Annotated in this window: 11 protein-coding genes, 1 tRNA gene and 1 pseudogene; 3 read left to right on the top strand and 10 right to left on the bottom strand. The window is 70.2% G+C overall.

Annotated features, from left to right (window positions below; genetic code table 11):
• Window positions 1–152: 152 nt before the first annotated feature.
• From sigK to AB0I43_RS15365, 10 genes are all read right to left on the bottom strand, one after another.
• Window positions 153–815 (bottom strand): ECF RNA polymerase sigma factor SigK, encoded by a 663-nt coding sequence (gene sigK / locus AB0I43_RS15410; protein ID WP_357432191.1) that lies wholly within the window; start codon window positions 813–815, stop codon window positions 153–155.
• A 231-nt stretch (window positions 816–1,046) separates the two neighbouring features.
• Complete coding sequence (locus AB0I43_RS15405; protein ID WP_357432189.1) at window positions 1,047–1,766, bottom strand: alpha/beta hydrolase; 720 nt, start codon at window positions 1,764–1,766, stop codon at window positions 1,047–1,049.
• A gap of 64 nt (window positions 1,767–1,830) precedes the next feature.
• Window positions 1,831–1,904 (bottom strand) — tRNA-Leu (locus AB0I43_RS15400).
• 403 nt (window positions 1,905–2,307) lie between these two features.
• Window positions 2,308–3,801 carry an amino acid permease gene (locus AB0I43_RS15395; RefSeq protein WP_356973396.1) on the bottom strand — a complete coding sequence of 498 codons (1,494 nt, stop codon included), beginning with the start codon at window positions 3,799–3,801 and terminating at the stop codon, window positions 2,308–2,310.
• 50 nt (window positions 3,802–3,851) lie between these two features.
• Entirely contained in the window at window positions 3,852–5,318 is a 1,467-nt protein-coding gene (locus AB0I43_RS15390) for an oligopeptide:H+ symporter (RefSeq protein ID WP_357432187.1), read from the bottom strand.
• 346 nt (window positions 5,319–5,664) lie between these two features.
• On the bottom strand, window positions 5,665–6,648 hold the full coding sequence (locus tag AB0I43_RS15385) for a Ppx/GppA phosphatase family protein (protein ID WP_356973394.1): 984 nt from the start codon (window positions 6,646–6,648) through the stop codon (window positions 5,665–5,667).
• Window positions 6,645–7,163 (bottom strand): DUF501 domain-containing protein, encoded by a 519-nt coding sequence (locus AB0I43_RS15380; protein ID WP_356973393.1) that lies wholly within the window; start codon window positions 7,161–7,163, stop codon window positions 6,645–6,647. The genes AB0I43_RS15385 and AB0I43_RS15380 overlap by 4 nt, the downstream gene beginning before the upstream one ends.
• Entirely contained in the window at window positions 7,160–7,810 is a 651-nt protein-coding gene (locus tag AB0I43_RS15375) for a septum formation initiator family protein (RefSeq protein WP_356973392.1), read from the bottom strand. Before AB0I43_RS15375 ends, AB0I43_RS15380 begins: the two co-directional genes overlap by 4 nt.
• 17 nt (window positions 7,811–7,827) lie before the next feature.
• The gene (gene eno, locus AB0I43_RS15370; protein ID WP_356973391.1) at window positions 7,828–9,114 is read right to left on the bottom strand and encodes a phosphopyruvate hydratase; all 1,287 of its coding nucleotides are present in this window, start codon (window positions 9,112–9,114) and stop codon (window positions 7,828–7,830) included.
• 170 nt (window positions 9,115–9,284) lie between these two features.
• Complete coding sequence (locus tag AB0I43_RS15365; RefSeq protein ID WP_356973715.1) at window positions 9,285–9,971, bottom strand: lytic murein transglycosylase; 687 nt, start codon at window positions 9,969–9,971, stop codon at window positions 9,285–9,287.
• 301 nt (window positions 9,972–10,272) lie between these two features.
• On the opposite strand from AB0I43_RS15365, the gene AB0I43_RS15360 reads away from it, so the two are divergent.
• The 3 genes and pseudogenes from AB0I43_RS15360 to AB0I43_RS15350 form a co-directional block, all read left to right on the top strand.
• Window positions 10,273–11,784 carry an ABC transporter substrate-binding protein gene (locus tag AB0I43_RS15360; RefSeq protein WP_357432185.1) on the top strand — a complete coding sequence of 504 codons (1,512 nt, stop codon included), beginning with the start codon at window positions 10,273–10,275 and terminating at the stop codon, window positions 11,782–11,784.
• Window positions 11,781–12,761: an ABC transporter permease gene (locus tag AB0I43_RS15355; RefSeq protein ID WP_357432183.1), complete on the top strand. Its 981-nt coding sequence runs from the start codon at window positions 11,781–11,783 to the stop codon at window positions 12,759–12,761. The genes AB0I43_RS15360 and AB0I43_RS15355 overlap by 4 nt, the downstream gene beginning before the upstream one ends.
• Window positions 12,758–14,851: pseudogene (locus AB0I43_RS15350) on the top strand (ATP-binding cassette domain-containing protein); the annotation flags it as partial. The gene AB0I43_RS15355 and the pseudogene AB0I43_RS15350, both read left to right, overlap by 4 nt.
• Window positions 14,852–14,904: the final 53 nt, after the last annotated feature.

Genomic DNA, 14,904 nt, shown 5'->3' with positions numbered 1-14,904 from the left:
AGAGGTTTGTGGTTACGCTTCCGGGCACTACAGCAATTTCGCCGCAATACCCCGATAGTGAATCGCACAGACCAGTCGGATGGATTGGTCGAAGATCGAATTACCTTCTAAGTCAGACATTTTGGGCATAATTCCAGGTGGAAATGCCCAGGTCAGTCGGATTCGCCGCCCAGCAGGCAGTCGGACAGCCGTTTCAGACCGTCACGAATCCGTGACTTCACCGTCGGCACCGGAGTGCCGAGATGGTCGGCAACCTCCGAGTACGTCCGGCCGCCGTAATAGGCGAGCGCGATCGTCTCGCGCTGCAAGGGCGTCAGCGTCTCCAGGCACGCCAGTACCGCGCGCTCCTCCTGGTTCTGCTCCACCTCTTCCAGAACGACATCGCGATCCTGGCCCACATGCAAATGCCCGAAGGCGATGTCGCGGTCGGCCGCCGAGCGGTCGCTGCGAATACGGTCCACCGCGCGGCGATGGGTGAGCATCATCAACCAGCCCATCGGGCTGGCCAGTTTGGCGTCGTAGCGATCGGCGAGCATCCAGGTCTGCAGGTACACCTCCTGGGTGACCTCCTCGGCGCTGGCCCGATTTCCGAGCACGCGCAGGGCCAACCCGAATACCCGGTGACTGGTCGCTTCGTATAGCTCGGTGAAAGCGGCCCGGTCGCCCGTGCCGACGGCGGCGACCAACTCGGCGAGCCGGCGCGTCGCCTCCTCCTCCCGCTCGGGCCGGGTACTCGGGCACGACGGAGCCGCGGCGCCGTCGACGCCGCCGAGTGGCCCGATGAACCCGATGACGGGCCCTTTGTCGGCGCTCATGGCGGAGCTCAAGCCGGCACGCGCAGGTGCACCGTCCCACCGGTCGCGATCACGACCGGCCCTCGACTCGGATCCATGCTTTGTTCCTCCGTGATGCGTGCGCCGCGGGGCGGCACGGGCGGACAGCGGACGGAATGAGTTCGTCCAACTCCGGAAAAAGGGTTGGTCGATCGATGCCGAACTGGCAGAACACCTCGCGGACGAGCCGCAATTGTGTTGCCGTGAAACGAATTATAGAGCCACGCCGGGCGGGGTTTCACGCCCGCGCGTGTCGGCCGCGAATTCCGCGATGGCCTGCGCCGACGCGGCGGGCGCTTCGAGCATGGGTAGATGGCCGGTGGCCAGCTCGCGCCGGAACCCGGCGCCCAGCGTGTCGGCATAGCGGTGTTGCAGGGCGAGCGGGAACTCCCGATCCCGGCTGGTCGCGACGAATCCGCGCGGCCCGGTGAATTCCCGTGCCGCGACCCGGTCCCGGTAGAGCCGCTGGGATTCCGGCGCGAAGTCGGCGACGAGCCGCGCGACGACCGGCTCCGGCAGCCCCGCCGCGACCCCGGCCCGGATCATCTTCTCCGGCGGCCGGGTACCGGCGACCCGCATGGCCAGACCGACGACATAGCGCTGCGGCACCGGCAGCGCACCGAGAAACGAGCGCCCGGCCGCCGGCACGACGGCGGCGACCCCGAGCACCCCGGCGACCCGCTCGGGCGCCAGCGCCACGATCACACTCGCCACGACGCCACCGATCGAATGCGCCACCAGCGTGACCGGCCCGGCCGGCGCCTGCGCCAGCGCCGCCTCGGCGTACTCGCCCAGCACGGCCCCCGCCCGCCGCGGATACTCCGCCACCACCGTCTCGGCGTCGAGTTCGGCGCGCACGTCGTCCCAGATCCACGCGGGCAGCCCCGCACCGCTCAGCAGCAGCAACGGGGGTGTAGCCGATCGGGAGTCCATGCGCGTTCCTTCACTGAGCCTCGGAGAAACAGCCGTGCCGCGCCGCCGTCACCTCGTCGCGAAGTGCCCCCAGTCGGACTCGAACCGACACTTTGCGGATTTTAAGTCCGCTGCCTCTGCCAATTGGGCTATGGGGGCGTGGGGGTTCAGACTACCGACTCGTACGGCTGTACCGGAATTCTGGGATTCGAGGGGCGGCACAACCTGCGCTGTTCCCTGGCGGCGGGTGAGCAAACGCTCCGCCGGGGAGGTATCGAAATCCATAGCTGTCAGCTATGGTTTGCGGAGGCGGCGATCGGCGAGTTACTCCCGAATGACATCGAATTGCTGGTCGGCGCACTGCCGGCCGCGGTCGCGGCAGCGGCGGGGACTGCCGGGATCGCGTCCCCCGCACCATATTTGGCGAGCAATCACTCTCCAACACGGCGTGGCGCCGCGTCCGGCGCGCCCCCGGCAATACCTGGTTCCGACTGCCCGCAACCTCGTCGCAATCACAAGGAGAGGGGCCCGCGCCCACGCGCGAGCCCCTCCGCCACCGAGATCAGGACTGTTCGGACTTGCCCAGCACCGCATGCCTGCGGCTGTAGACGAAGTAGACCACGATGCCGATCGCCATCCAGATGACGAACCGCAGCCAGGTCTCCACCGACAGGTTGAGCATCAGCCACAGGCAGGCCAGCACCGCCAGGATCGGAATCACCGGGACCCACGGCACCCGGAACCCGCGCGGCAGCTCCGGCCGGGTGCGGCGCAGCACCAGCACGCCGATCGAGACCAGCACGAAGGCGAACAGCGTGCCGATGTTGACCATCTCCTCCAGCGTGCCGAAGTCGACGAAACCGGCGAGCACCGCGCAGACCACGCCGACGATGATCGTCAACCGGACCGGCGTGCCCTTCTTGCCGGTGTGCGCGAGCTTGCGCGGCAGCAGGCCGTCGCGCGACATGGCGAACAGCACGCGGGTCTGGCCCAGGTACATCACCATGACGACGGTGGTCAGGCCGGCCAGCGCGCCGATCGAGATCAGGTTCTTGGCCCAGTCCGCGCCGTGGATCGCGAACGCCGTCGCCAGCGTCGCGTCGTCGCCCAGCTCGGTGTAGGGCACCATGCCGGTGAGCACCAGCGAGACCGCGACGTAGAGCACGGTCACGATGGCCAGCGAGCCGAGAATGCCGCGGGGCAGCGCCTTCTGCGGGTTCTTGGTCTCCTCCGCGGCGGTGGCCACGACGTCGAAGCCGATGAACGCGAAGAACACCAGGCTGGCCGCCGAGAGCAGGCCGAACCAGCCGAAGTTGCTGCTGCCGGCACCGGTCAGCAGGGAGAACAGCGACTGGTGGATACCGCTGCCGCCGTCACCGGCGGGCTCGGCCGGCGGGATGTAGGGCGAGAGGTTGTCCTTGTTGAAGTAGGTCAGGCCCACCACGATCACCAGCGCGATCACCGCCAGCTTGATGGCGACCGCGATGGCCGACACCCGCGAGGACACCTTGGTGCCCACGGCCAGTAGCACACCGAGGATGGCGATCAGCAGCACCGCGCCCCAGTCGAAGGTCAGCGAGCCGAGTTCCACGGTCGTCTCGCTGGAGATGACCGTGCCCAGGTACTGCGACCAGCCCTTGGCGACCACCGAGGCGGCCAGCGCGAATTCCAGGATCAGGTCCCAGCCGATGATCCAGGCGGCGAGCTCACCGAAGGTGGCGTAGGAGAACGTGTAGGCGCTGCCCGCGACCGGCACGGTGGAGGCGAACTCCGCGTAACACAGCGCGGTCAGGCCGCAGGCGATGGCGGCCAGCACGAACGCCAGCGACACCGAGGGCCCCGCCACGTTGGCCGCGGTGCGCGCGGTCAGGGTGAAGATGCCCGCGCCGATGACGACCGCGACGCCGAAAACCGTGAGATCCCAGGCGGTCAGGTCCTTTCGCAGCTTCGAATCGGGCTCGTCGGTATCCCGGATGGACTGCTCGACCGATTTGGTCCGGAACAGTCCCGTGCGGCGTGGCACCGGAACCTTGTCCGGCGTTTCCTGGATCGCCACTGTTTTCTCCTTCAACAAGGGGTTGAGCTAGAGCGCACCGGCCGCGGCGGCTAGTGCACGCCTTCCATTCGCCGGCTGATCCACGGGACCAGACCGAGGACAACCAGACCCGCGGCGATCGCCGCCGCGCCGATGACGCCGAAATAGACGGTCTCGTTCTCATCGGAGTAGAAACGGGCCAGCACGCCGGCCATGGAAGTTCCGATTCCGACGGAGAAGAAGTACAGAGCCATCATCTGCGCTCGGAAGGCTTTGGGGGCGAGTTGCGTGGTAACCGCCAGGCCGATCGGCGACAGCAGCAACTCGGAGACGGCGAACCCGCCCATGATCAGCAGCACGAAGATCACCGGCACGGTCTTGCCGGAGTAGCCGGCCAGCGGGACGAACAGCAGGAACGCCGCGCCCATCCCGATCACGCCGAAGGCGAACTTGCGCGGCGTACTCGGCGCGCGGCTCCCCAGCTTGGTCCACATCAGCGCGAACAGCGGCGAGAGGGCGATGATCCAGACCGGCTCGACAGAGCCGATCCAATTCGAGGGCGCCTCCCAGCCGAAGATGCTCCAGTTGATCCGCTCGTCGGAGTAGACCGCGAGCACGGTGAAGATCTGCTGGAACAGCGACCAGAACACCGCATTGGCGATGAACAGCGGGATGAACGCGCGCACCCGGGTGCGCTCGACCGGCTCCACCTTGGGGCTGGTCAGCATGATCACGAAGTAGACCAGCGAGGCGACGACGATGACGCCGGTGGTGACGTCGGCCAGGTTGTCCAGGGTGACGAGCCGGGTGGCCCAGGCGATCGCGACCACCACGACGACGGCGGCGAGCACCGCCACCAGCTTCGGGAGCGCGGTGCGCGGCAGCGGGTTGGGCACCTCGCGCCCGGCGTCACCGAGATTGCGGCGGAAGACCGCGTACTGGGTCAGGCCCAGCGCCATGCCGATGGCGGCGGCGCCGAAGCCGTAGTGGAAGCCGACGCGGGACTGCAGCAGGCCGGTGAGCAGCGGGCCGACGAAGGCGCCGACGTTGATGCCGAGATAGAACAGCGTGAAGCCGCCGTCGACGCGGGCGTCGCCCTTCGGATAGAGCGTGCCGAGCAGCGAGGACGCGTTGGCTTTGAGCGCACCCGAGCCGAGCGCGATCAGCGGCAGCGCGATGCCGACACCGGCCAGCCCCGGGATCAGCGCCAGCGCGAGATGGCCCAGGACGACGATGACGCCGCCGTAGAAGACGGTGCGCTCCATGCCCAGGATGCGGTCGGCGATCCAGCCGCCCAGCACCGTGGACAGGTACACCAGGCCGCCGTAGGCCCCGACGATGCCGACGCCGGTGGCCTTGTCCAGGCCCAAGCCGCCTTCGGTGGTCGAGTAGTAGAGGTAGTACCCGAGGATCGTGAGCATCCCGTAGAAGGAGAAACGCTCCCACATCTCGACGCCGAAGAGGTTGGTCAACCCGATCGGATGGCCGAACAGGGTGCGACCTTCCACGGCCTGATCGGGTACCACACTTTGGGACATACCCGAGAGATTGGCATAAATCGCAACTGTGCAGCAAATCACCCCCGGCGTGCCGCGGATCTGAATGCTCGATGGGGTATGTCCGGATCCTCCGGAAGGATGTGCACAGCGGGCGGATTTCTCGCCCGGAATCGGGCAGTTTGCGCTGGTAAACGGACTGCGAGTGGGCAATCTCCCGCAGCAAGCGACCTGCGCCACGTTCCGCCCCCAGCATGCCTCGGTGCGGAAAATTTGCTGAAGATTTCCCCAATTGCCGATGGCTATAACTGGGCTCCGAAGGCCCTCGGGCGTGTCGGAACGAGCGATAGCCCCGGCGCGGGCCGGGGCTATCGCTCGGGCAGAACGCTCAGGCGATGGACAGCGCGATGCCGTCCAGGATGTCGTGCTCGCTCACGACGAGTTCGGTGATACCGGCCCGGTCGGCCAGTTCGGCGGCCAGCACCTCGGTGATGACACCGCCGCCGCCGATGACGTCCACCCGGCCCGGATGCATCGGCCCCAGCGCCGCGCGCTCGTCGTGGCTCATGCCGATCAAGCGGTCGCAGACCGCGCGCACCTGCGCCAGCGACAGGCGGGTCAGATGCACCCGCTCGGAGTCGTACTCGGGCAGATCCAGGGCGATGGCGGCGATCGTGGTCATGGTGCCCGCCACGCCCACCCAGGTCCGCGCGCCGGCCACGGGCACCCGTTCGAAGGCCTCGGCGAGCCGCTGGGCCGCGAATTTCCGTGCCGCCTCCACCTGTTCGGGGGCGGGCGGATCGCCCGGCAGGCAGCGCTCGGTGATCCGGACGCAGCCGATGTCCGCCGAGAAGGCCGCCCGCACCCCGGAACTGTCGCCGAACACCAACTCGGTGGAGCCGCCGCCGAGGTCTACGACCACGAAAGGTCCCTCGTCGCTGGACAATTCGCCGATCGCGCCGGCGAACGACAGGCGCGCCTCCTCGTCGCCGGTGATCACCTCGGCCTCCGCGCCGGGGACCACGGAGCCGAGCTCGGCCCGGGTCATGGCGAAGAAATCGTCGCGATTGGCGGCATCGCGGGTCGCCGAGGTGGCCACCATGCGCACCTTGGTCACGCCCGCCTCGCGCATCAGCGCCGCGTAGTCGGCCAGCGCGACCCGGGTGCGTTCGATCGCCTCGGGATGCAGCGCGCCGGTCGCGTCCACACCCTGGCCCAGCCGGACGATGCGCATCTCCCGGTGCACGTCGCGCAGCGTGCCGTCCGCGTACGCGTCGGCGATCAGCAGCCGGATGGAGTTGGTGCCGCAGTCGACCGCGGCCACCCGCGCGCCCGCCGGCGCCCGGTCGTGCCGCGCCACGAATTCGCTCATAGGTCCTGTCCCGCCTCGTACTTGGGCCAATCCGCCGGAATCGCGGTGCCGCGCAACCCGTTGTCGGCCGCCAGGGCGACCGCCTCGTCGCCGAACGGATTCAGCCCCGGGCCCTTGGCCAGGGCGTGCGCGATCAGCACGTGCAGGCACTTCACCCGCTCGGGCATCCCGCCGCCGGTGAAATCCGTGCCCAGCGATTCGATCTCGTCGCGCTCGGCCAGGTAGCTCTCGTGCGCGCGCCGGTAGGCCGCGGCCAGCTCGGGATCCGTGGCCAGCCGCTCGGTCATCTCCCGCATGACGCCCGCGGACTCCTGCCGGCTCGCCTCGGCGGTCAGCCGCGGGTCGGTCAGGTAGTACAGGGTCGGGAACGGAGTGCCGTCGGGCAGCCGGGGCGCGGTCTTGACCACCGCGGGCAGGCCGTCCGGAGTGCGGTAGGCGACGGCGAGCACACCGCGGGGCTCGCGGCCCAGCTGGCCGGCGATGATCTCGAGATCGCGTTCGGTCGGTGCGGTCACCGTGGTCCTTCCGGATCGGGCGCGGGAGTGGCGGGCGGCGGCGCGGGAGCCGGTTCCGTCGCCGGAGTTCGGGGCTGGGAGATCGTTTCCCAGACTTCGGTGTACCAGGGGTCCGGCGTCTTGGACTTGGTCGGCGCGGGCGGCGGCGCGGGCGCCTCGATGCCCGGCACCTGCACGATGTAGGGCGTCTCCCCCGGCATCACCAGGCGCAGGCGGTTGCGCGCCTCGGAGATGATGTAGCGCTGATCCTGTTGCTGGGCCCGGCGATCGCGCAGCCGGGCGAGATCGGCCTCCAGATCGCGGCGCTGCTGCGCCAGCTCGGCCGCCTCGGCCCGCTGCGAGAAATAGGTGCGCATCGGCACGGCGAGAGTCAGCGCGAGCGCGCACACCACCATCGCCAGGATGACGGCCTTACCGGTCGGCAGACCGAGGATCGTGCGGTCGTGCTCGCGCGCGGAACCCTTGCGCGCCTCGGATTTGCGCACCGCCGGCGGCGACTCCGCGCGCCGGCGTGCGCGTTTGGCGGCCGCGGGCCGCGCGGCGGTCTCGGTATCCGAGCCCGCCCGCGGCCGCGACCTGGCGGCACGCGACGTGCGGCGGTCCCCACGTCCGGCCGGACTGGTACCGCGCGCCCGTCGCTCCGCCATCATCTGCTCCTAGAAGGTCAGCCCTCGAACGCGAAGCGCGGGAACGCGACATCGCCGGCGTAACGGGCCGAATCGCCCAGGGCGTCCTCGATGCGCAGCAGCTGGTTGTACTTGGCGACGCGCTCGGACCGGGCCGGGGCGCCGGTCTTGATCTGGCCGGAGCCCACCGCGACCGCCAGATCGGCGATGGTGGTGTCCTCGGTCTCGCCCGAGCGGTGCGACATCATCGTCTTGTAGCCGTTGCGGTGCGCCAGCTCCACCGCGTCCAAGGTCTCGGTCAGGGTGCCGATCTGGTTGACCTTCACCAGCAGCGCGTTGGCCGCGCCCTTGGCGATGCCCTCTTCCAGGCGCTCCGGGTTGGTGACGAACAGGTCGTCGCCGACCAGCTGCACCTTGTCGCCGATGGCGTCGGTGAGCGCGACCCAGCCGTCCCAGTCGTCCTCCGAGAGCGGATCCTCGATGGACACGATCGGGTACGCGGCGAGCAGCTCGGCGTAGAAGTCGTTCATCTCGGCGGCGCTGCGCACGCTGCCCTCGAACTTGTAACCGCTGCCGGCGGTGTAGAACTCGGTGGCGGCGACGTCCAGCGCGAGCGCGACGTCGGTGCCGAGCTTGTAGCCCGCCTTGTCGATGGCCGAGGAGATCAGGTCCAGCGCGGCGCGGGTGCCCGCGACGTCCGGCGCGAAGCCACCCTCGTCACCCAGACCGGTGGACAGGCCCTGGGCCTTGAGCACGGACTTGAGCGAGTGGTAGATCTCCGCGCCCCAGCGCAGCGACTCCTTGAAGGTCGGGGCGCCGATCGGGGCGATCATGAATTCCTGCACGTCCACGCCGGTGTCGGCGTGCGCGCCGCCGTTGACGATGTTCATCATCGGGACGGGCAGCACATGCGCGTTCGGGCCGCCGAGGTAGCGGAACAGCTCCAGGCCCGAGGATTCGGCGGCGGCGCGGGCCACCGCGAGCGAGGCGCCCAGCAGCGCGTTCGCGCCGAGGCGGGACTTGTCCGGGGTGCCGTCCAGATCCAGCAGGACCTGATCGACGGTGCGCTGCTCGACCGCGTCCAGGCCGATGATGGCCGGGGCGATCTCGTCGAGCACGCCCTCCACGGCCTTCTGCACGCCTTTGCCCTGGTAGCGGTCGCCGCCGTCGCGCAGCTCGACGGCCTCGTGCTCACCGGTGGAGGCGCCGGAGGGGACGGCCGCGCGGGTCAGGGTGCCGTCGTCGAGGGCGATTTCCACCTCGACAGTGGGGTTTCCGCGCGAATCCAGGATCTCGCGAGCTCCGACCTGTTCGATGATTGCCACGAAAACGACACTCCTTCGGCTGATCATTTCGAGCGACCTGCAAAGCAATCGCTACGGCGGTGGCACGGCAGATGACGGATGGGACCGTGCGGTGCCGAGCCTAGCGCAGTGCCGCAGGGCCTAACCCTTGGCACACACTCAGAAAGTCCCTCGAACTCTCCGGCGGTGTCCTACACGCGACGGCCCACGCTGTAGGCGGCGGCGCGATCGCGGACCGTACGCATGTACTGGTTGGACTGGTTGTAGGTGAGCAGCGCCCGCTGCCACCCGTGCTCGGAGGTCAGATCGCCGCCGCTGGCACAGAGGTATCTGGCCGCGGTGAGCGCGGCGTCGTCGATGCTCTGCGGATCGGCGAAACCGTCGCCGTTGGCGTCCGCGCTCCAGCGCTGCCATGTCTCGGGGATGAACTGCAGGGGGCCGACGGCGCGGTCGAAGACCTTGTCGCCGTCGAGATGCCCTTCGTCGGTGTCCTTGATCTCGGCGACGCCGGGCGCGCCGTCCAGCGCGATGCCGATGATCGGCGGGCGCACCCCGCCGTCGGCGTCGGGACGGGATCTGCCGTGCGTGCCGTGCTTGCTCTCCACGCTGGCGATCCCGGCCAGGGTGGTCCAGCCGATGCCGCAGCCCGGTCTGGAGCGGGCCATGACCGCGGCCGCGTAGCCGTAGGCCTCCAGCGCGACGTTCGGGATGCCGAGGCCGCTCTGCCCGTCGGCCCAGTCGGCCAGCTGCGCGGCGGATCTACCGGGGGCATCCAGATCGATCGGCGGCACGGGTGTGCCGGGCCCGGGCGGGATGCCTTCGGGAATCGGTGTCAGCGTGCCCATACCCCCGCACCCGGCGAGAATCAGGGTCACCATCGCAGCGGCCGCAACGCCGGTCTTTTTCCAGAGCACCCTTCCATCATCCAGGTGTTCGGGGATGCTCCCCCGGATTGCGACATACAACGCAAACCGGGGCCGGTCCGGATCGCCTTCCGGCGCGTCGTCCCAGGTCCGGGCCACCGGGTCGATCCGGGTGCGCGCGCGTCGCTTTGGCGGGCGCGCGCCGAACCGCCTGAGCGCAGCCATATCCGGCGATCAACCGTGCGAATTAGGCTAGCCTGACCTGGCTGAGGCAGCGCCGATCGGCGGCCTCGCGGTACTGGAGGAAGGCACCGGAATGGATTGGAACCGGCGGCAACTGCTGCGCGGCGGCGTGGGAGCCGGTGCGCTCCTGCTGCTCGCCGCGTGTTCGGACACCGGCAAACCGGGTGCGCCCGCGCGCGGCGGGACGCTGCGGGTCGGAGCCGTCGGGACAGCCGCGCGGATCGAGCGGGATCCGCACGCCAACCTCAGCAACGACAGCGACTTCCTCATCATCTCTCTGGTTTACGACGCGCTGACCGTGCCGGGCGCCGACCCGAACGTCGCGCCGCGGCTGGCGAGCCGGTGGGAATCCGACGCCGAGCGCAAGCGCTGGACCTTCACCCTGGCCGAGAACGCGAGCTTCCACGACGGGACGCCGGTCACCGCCGAGGACGTGGTCTGGTCGCTGCGCCGGCTGCGCTCGATCGGCGGGGCCTCGAAAATGCCGGTGGCCGAGGCGGATATCACCACCGACGGACCGGGCCGGGTGGTGCTCACCGTGCCCGAGCCGAACACCCAGCTGCCGCTGCTGGTCCGGTTGATGACCTTCACCGTCAAGAAGGACACCACCGATTTCACCGCGGCCGTCGGCACCGGGCCGTTCCGGCTGGAGTCCTATCAGGGCGGCAATGCCCGGCTGGTGCGCAACGAGCGCTGGCACGGACCCGCCCCGCTGCTGGACGCCATCGAGGTCACGATGTTCGAGAGCGCCACCGCGCTGGGGAACGCGGTGCTCGGCGGGCAGATCGACCTGGCCTCCAACGTGGGCGCCATCGCCGGCCGCACCGCGGCGGGGCGGAGCGACCTCCAGGTGGTCCGGCGCTCGGACGACACCATGCTCGGCGTCGCCATGCGCACCGCGGACGGTCCGTTCGCCGACCCCCGGGTGCGCACGGCCGTCCGCCTCGGGGTGGACCGGCCCGCCCTGGTGAACCAGGTGCACTCCGGCTACGGGACGGTGGCCAACGACATTCTCGGCACCGCCGATCCGCGGTACGACACCTCGATTCCGCAGCGCGCCCGCGACGTGGAACGGGCGAAAACGCTGCTGCGCGAAGCGAATTTCGACACCGGCCGGACCTACCCCCTGGTCACCAAGGCCGAGGCGCCCGGCGAGGTGGAGTCGGCCCGGGTGCTGGCCACCCAGCTCGCCGAGATCGGCCTGCGGGTGGACGTGCTGGTGCAGGAATCCAACGCCTTCTACGACCAGACCTGGCTGACCGCGCCCTTCTACACGGTGTCCTGGGGCACCAACGATTCCACGCTGTTCTACGCCGACAAACTGCTGTCGAGCCGGTCCAATCGCAACGAAACCGCCTTCAAGGACCCGGAATTCGACGCCGCCACCGCCCGGGCGCTGGCCGCGCGCGACGACGCCGAGTACGCGGCGGCCTGCGCGAGCCTGCAGCGCATCCAATACGACCGCGGCGGATACCTGGTGTGGGGCATGGCCGACGGCATCGACGTCGCCGCCGCCCGCGTCCGCGACCTGCCGGTCCTCGGCGGCTTCGCCCGCGTGCAGCTGGAACGGGCCTGGCTGGAGTGATTTCCTTCGCGCGCCTGCTGCTGCGGCGGATCACCCTGCTGATCGCGCTGCTGGCAACGGTTTTCGTGGCCGTGGATCTGCTCCCGGGCAGCACCGGGCGCGCGGTCCTCGGCCGCGAGGCGACCGAGCAGCAGGTCGCGGCCAAGGAACACGAACTCGGTCTGGACCGTCCGCTGCCGGTACGCTTCCTGGATTGGGCCTCGGGCGTCCTCACCGGTGATTTCGGGCAGACCGCGCGCGGGCGATCGATCAATGACCTGCTGGCGGACAAGTTTCCGCCGACGCTGCTGCTGGGCGGTCTGGCCCTGCTGCTGACGGTGGTGCTGTCACTGCTGCTGGGCGCGTGGTGGGCGGCGGGACGGGACGGGATCGCGGGTCGCGCCCGGGTCGAGGCCACCGGCCGGGCCCGGCTCGGGCGGGGGCTGACCAGCGGACTCGAACCGGCGACGACGATGGCGGCGGCGGTGCCGGAGTTCGTGCTGGCGACACTGTTGATCAGTGTGTTCGCGCTGGCGACCGGCTGGCTGCCCGCGGTCACGATCACCGGCAGATCGGGTTTTCCGGTCAGCGCCGACATGCTGGTGCTGCCCGTGCTGGCGCTGGCGATCCCGCAGATCGGGTGGAACGCCCGGGTGGTGCGCGCCGCGCTCACCGGCGCCGCGACCGCACCGCACGTGGAAAACGCGGTGCTTGAGGGGCTTTCGCGACCGGCCGTGCTGGTCCGGCACGTGCTGCCGTTCGCCGCGCCGACCATCGTGGCCAGCTTCGCGACCACCGTCGGCATGGTGCTGGGCGGGTCGCTGGTGGTCGAGACGATCTTCAACTATCCGGGACTGGGTGCGGTGCTGGCCGGTTCGGTCGCCGATCGCGACACCTCGGTGGTCGCCGCGGTCGTGGCGCTGTCCGGAGTCGTCGTCATGCTGATGCTCGCGGTCGCCGACGGCATCCGGGCGCGGTCGCTGCGGGGGCGCGGATGAGGCTGTCGCACCGGTGGTCCCGGCTGCTGACCATGCTGCCCGCGCTGCTCGTCCTCGCGGGCGCGGCGCTGGGCCCGTCGCTGGCGCCGCATCCGGCCGAGGCGGCGCTGGGGATTCCGTTCGGGCCGCCCAGCGCGCAAGCCTGGCTCGGCACCGATCGCCTCGGGCGGGACGTCTTCAGCCAGGTCCTCTACGGCGGCTGGGGCCTGCTGCTCGTCGCGGCGGGGATCGCGATCCTGGTGACGGCGGCCGGGTGCGTGCTCGGCACGATCGCGGCGCTGCGCCCGCGCGTCGGCGCGTTCATCGAGGGCGCGACGGACTTCGCGATGCTGATGCCCGCCGTGCTGGGCATCCTGCTGGTGCTGACCTCGTGGCCGGACGCGGGCATCGCCGGGCTGGTGGTCGTCGCGCTGCTGTTCGGAATGCCGTACTGCGCCCGGGTTTTCGCGGCCGCCGCGGCGGGGGTCGCCGCCAGCGGCTATGTCGAGAGCGCCCAGGCCGGCGGGGAACGACTGCCCCACCTGGTGTTCCGCGAAGTGATCCCCAACCTCCGCGAAGTACTCGGCACCCAGCTCGGACTGCGATTCGTAGTCGGCGTCTACCTGGTCAGCACCGCCTCCTTCCTGCAACTCCCGACCACGCTGGGCGCCGCCAACTGGGCAGTCATGGTGCGCGAGAACACCTCCGGACTCCTCCTCAACCCATGGTCCGTCCTCGTCCCCAGCCTCGCGATCGCAGTCGTCGCGGTCAGCGTCAACCTGGCCGTCGCCGGGTTCTCCACCCCGCCCGCCACTGCGGCCGGCGCCCCGAGTTCGGCCGACGAGGTCGGCCGTGCCGACGGCCGGGCCGTCTACACCAGCTCGGCACCCGGCGAGGCCGACCATGCGGGACCGGCGGTAAATGCTCTAGGCGATTTGAACGCGGTAAGCGATGCGAGCCGGGCCGGGGGCCTGAACACGGCAAGCGACGCGGCCCGAACCGGGGGGTCGACCACGGCAAGCGACGCAAGCCAGTCCAGCGGACCGAACACCGCAAGCGACGCGAGCCGGGCCGACGGGCCGAACGCCACAAGCGATGCGGCCCGGGCCAGCGGATCGAACACCACAAGCGACGCGGCCCGGGCCGGGGGCCCGAACGTCACAAGCGACGCGGCCCCAACCGTCGGACCGAACACAGCAAGCGACACGAGCCAGGCCAGCGGACCGACCACGGCAAGCGACGCGAGCCGGGCCGACGGGCCGAACACCACAAGCGACACGAGCCGAGCCGGCAGACCGAACACGGCAGGCAACGCGGCCCGAGCCAGCGGGCCGAACGCCACAAGCGACACGAGCCGGGCTGCCGGGCCGAACGCGGCAAGCAACGCGAGCCGAGCCGACGGGCCGAACGCGGCAAGCAACGCGAGCCGAGCCAGCGGACCGAACACGGCAAGCAACGCGAACCGGGCCAGCGGGCTGAACGCGGCAAGCGATGCGGGCTGGGCCGGCGGGCACGAACAAGCGAGAGCTGTGGTCGAGGTCGAGGATCTGATTGTTGTCGGGTACGCGGGCCAGGAACTGTTCGGGCCCCTCACGTTTCGGCTGCGGACCGGTACCGTGACCGCGTTGACCGGGGCCTCGGGGTCGGGGAAGACCACGCTGATGCGGGCCCTGCTCGGGCACGTGCCCGCGGGCGCGCAACGGGCGGCGGGCACCGTGCGGGTGGCGGGTGACGATGTGTTCGCGCTGGACTCCGCCGCCCTGCGCACCTTCCGCCGCGACCGGATCGCCTTCGTCGGGCAGGATCCCGGCTCGACGCTGCACCCGCTGATGCGGGTCCGGAAGCTGCTCGCGGAGGTGGCGAGCGACCCCGCCGAGGCGGCTCTCCGCGAAACGCTGGAACTGGTGGGGCTCTCGGCCGAGCACCTGCGCCGGTACCCGGGCGAGTTGTCCGGCGGTCAGCAGCGCCGCGTCGCGCTGGCCCGCGCCCTGGTGCGCCGCACCCCGGTGCTGGTGCTGGACGAACCGCTGGCGGGCCTGCACGGCACGCTGCGCACCGACATCGCCCAGCTCTTGCGCCGGATCGCGGCCGAACGCGGTGTCGCGGTCCTGCTGTCCGGCCACGACACCGCCACGATTCACTCCGTCGCCGACGCCGTTCTCAC

Source organism: Nocardia sp. NPDC050435, assembly GCF_040655395.1.
GTDB lineage: Bacteria > Actinomycetota > Actinomycetes > Mycobacteriales > Mycobacteriaceae > Nocardia.
This window is presented reverse-complemented; position numbering and strand designations above follow the sequence as displayed.

Coding starts and splice junctions, on each gene's coding strand:
- sigK (WP_357432191.1), bottom strand. CDS start 815: ATGAGCGCCGACAAAGGGCCCGTCATCGGGTTCATCGGGCCACTCGGC.
- AB0I43_RS15405 (WP_357432189.1), bottom strand. CDS start 1,766: ATGGACTCCCGATCGGCTACACCCCCGTTGCTGCTGCTGAGCGGTGCG.
- AB0I43_RS15390 (WP_357432187.1), bottom strand. CDS start 5,318: ATGTCCCAAAGTGTGGTACCCGATCAGGCCGTGGAAGGTCGCACCCTG.
- AB0I43_RS15385 (WP_356973394.1), bottom strand. CDS start 6,648: ATGAGCGAATTCGTGGCGCGGCACGACCGGGCGCCGGCGGGCGCGCGG.
- AB0I43_RS15375 (WP_356973392.1), bottom strand. CDS start 7,810: ATGGCGGAGCGACGGGCGCGCGGTACCAGTCCGGCCGGACGTGGGGAC.
- AB0I43_RS15365 (WP_356973715.1), bottom strand. CDS start 9,971: ATGGTGACCCTGATTCTCGCCGGGTGCGGGGGTATGGGCACGCTGACA.
- AB0I43_RS15360 (WP_357432185.1), top strand. CDS start 10,273: ATGGATTGGAACCGGCGGCAACTGCTGCGCGGCGGCGTGGGAGCCGGT.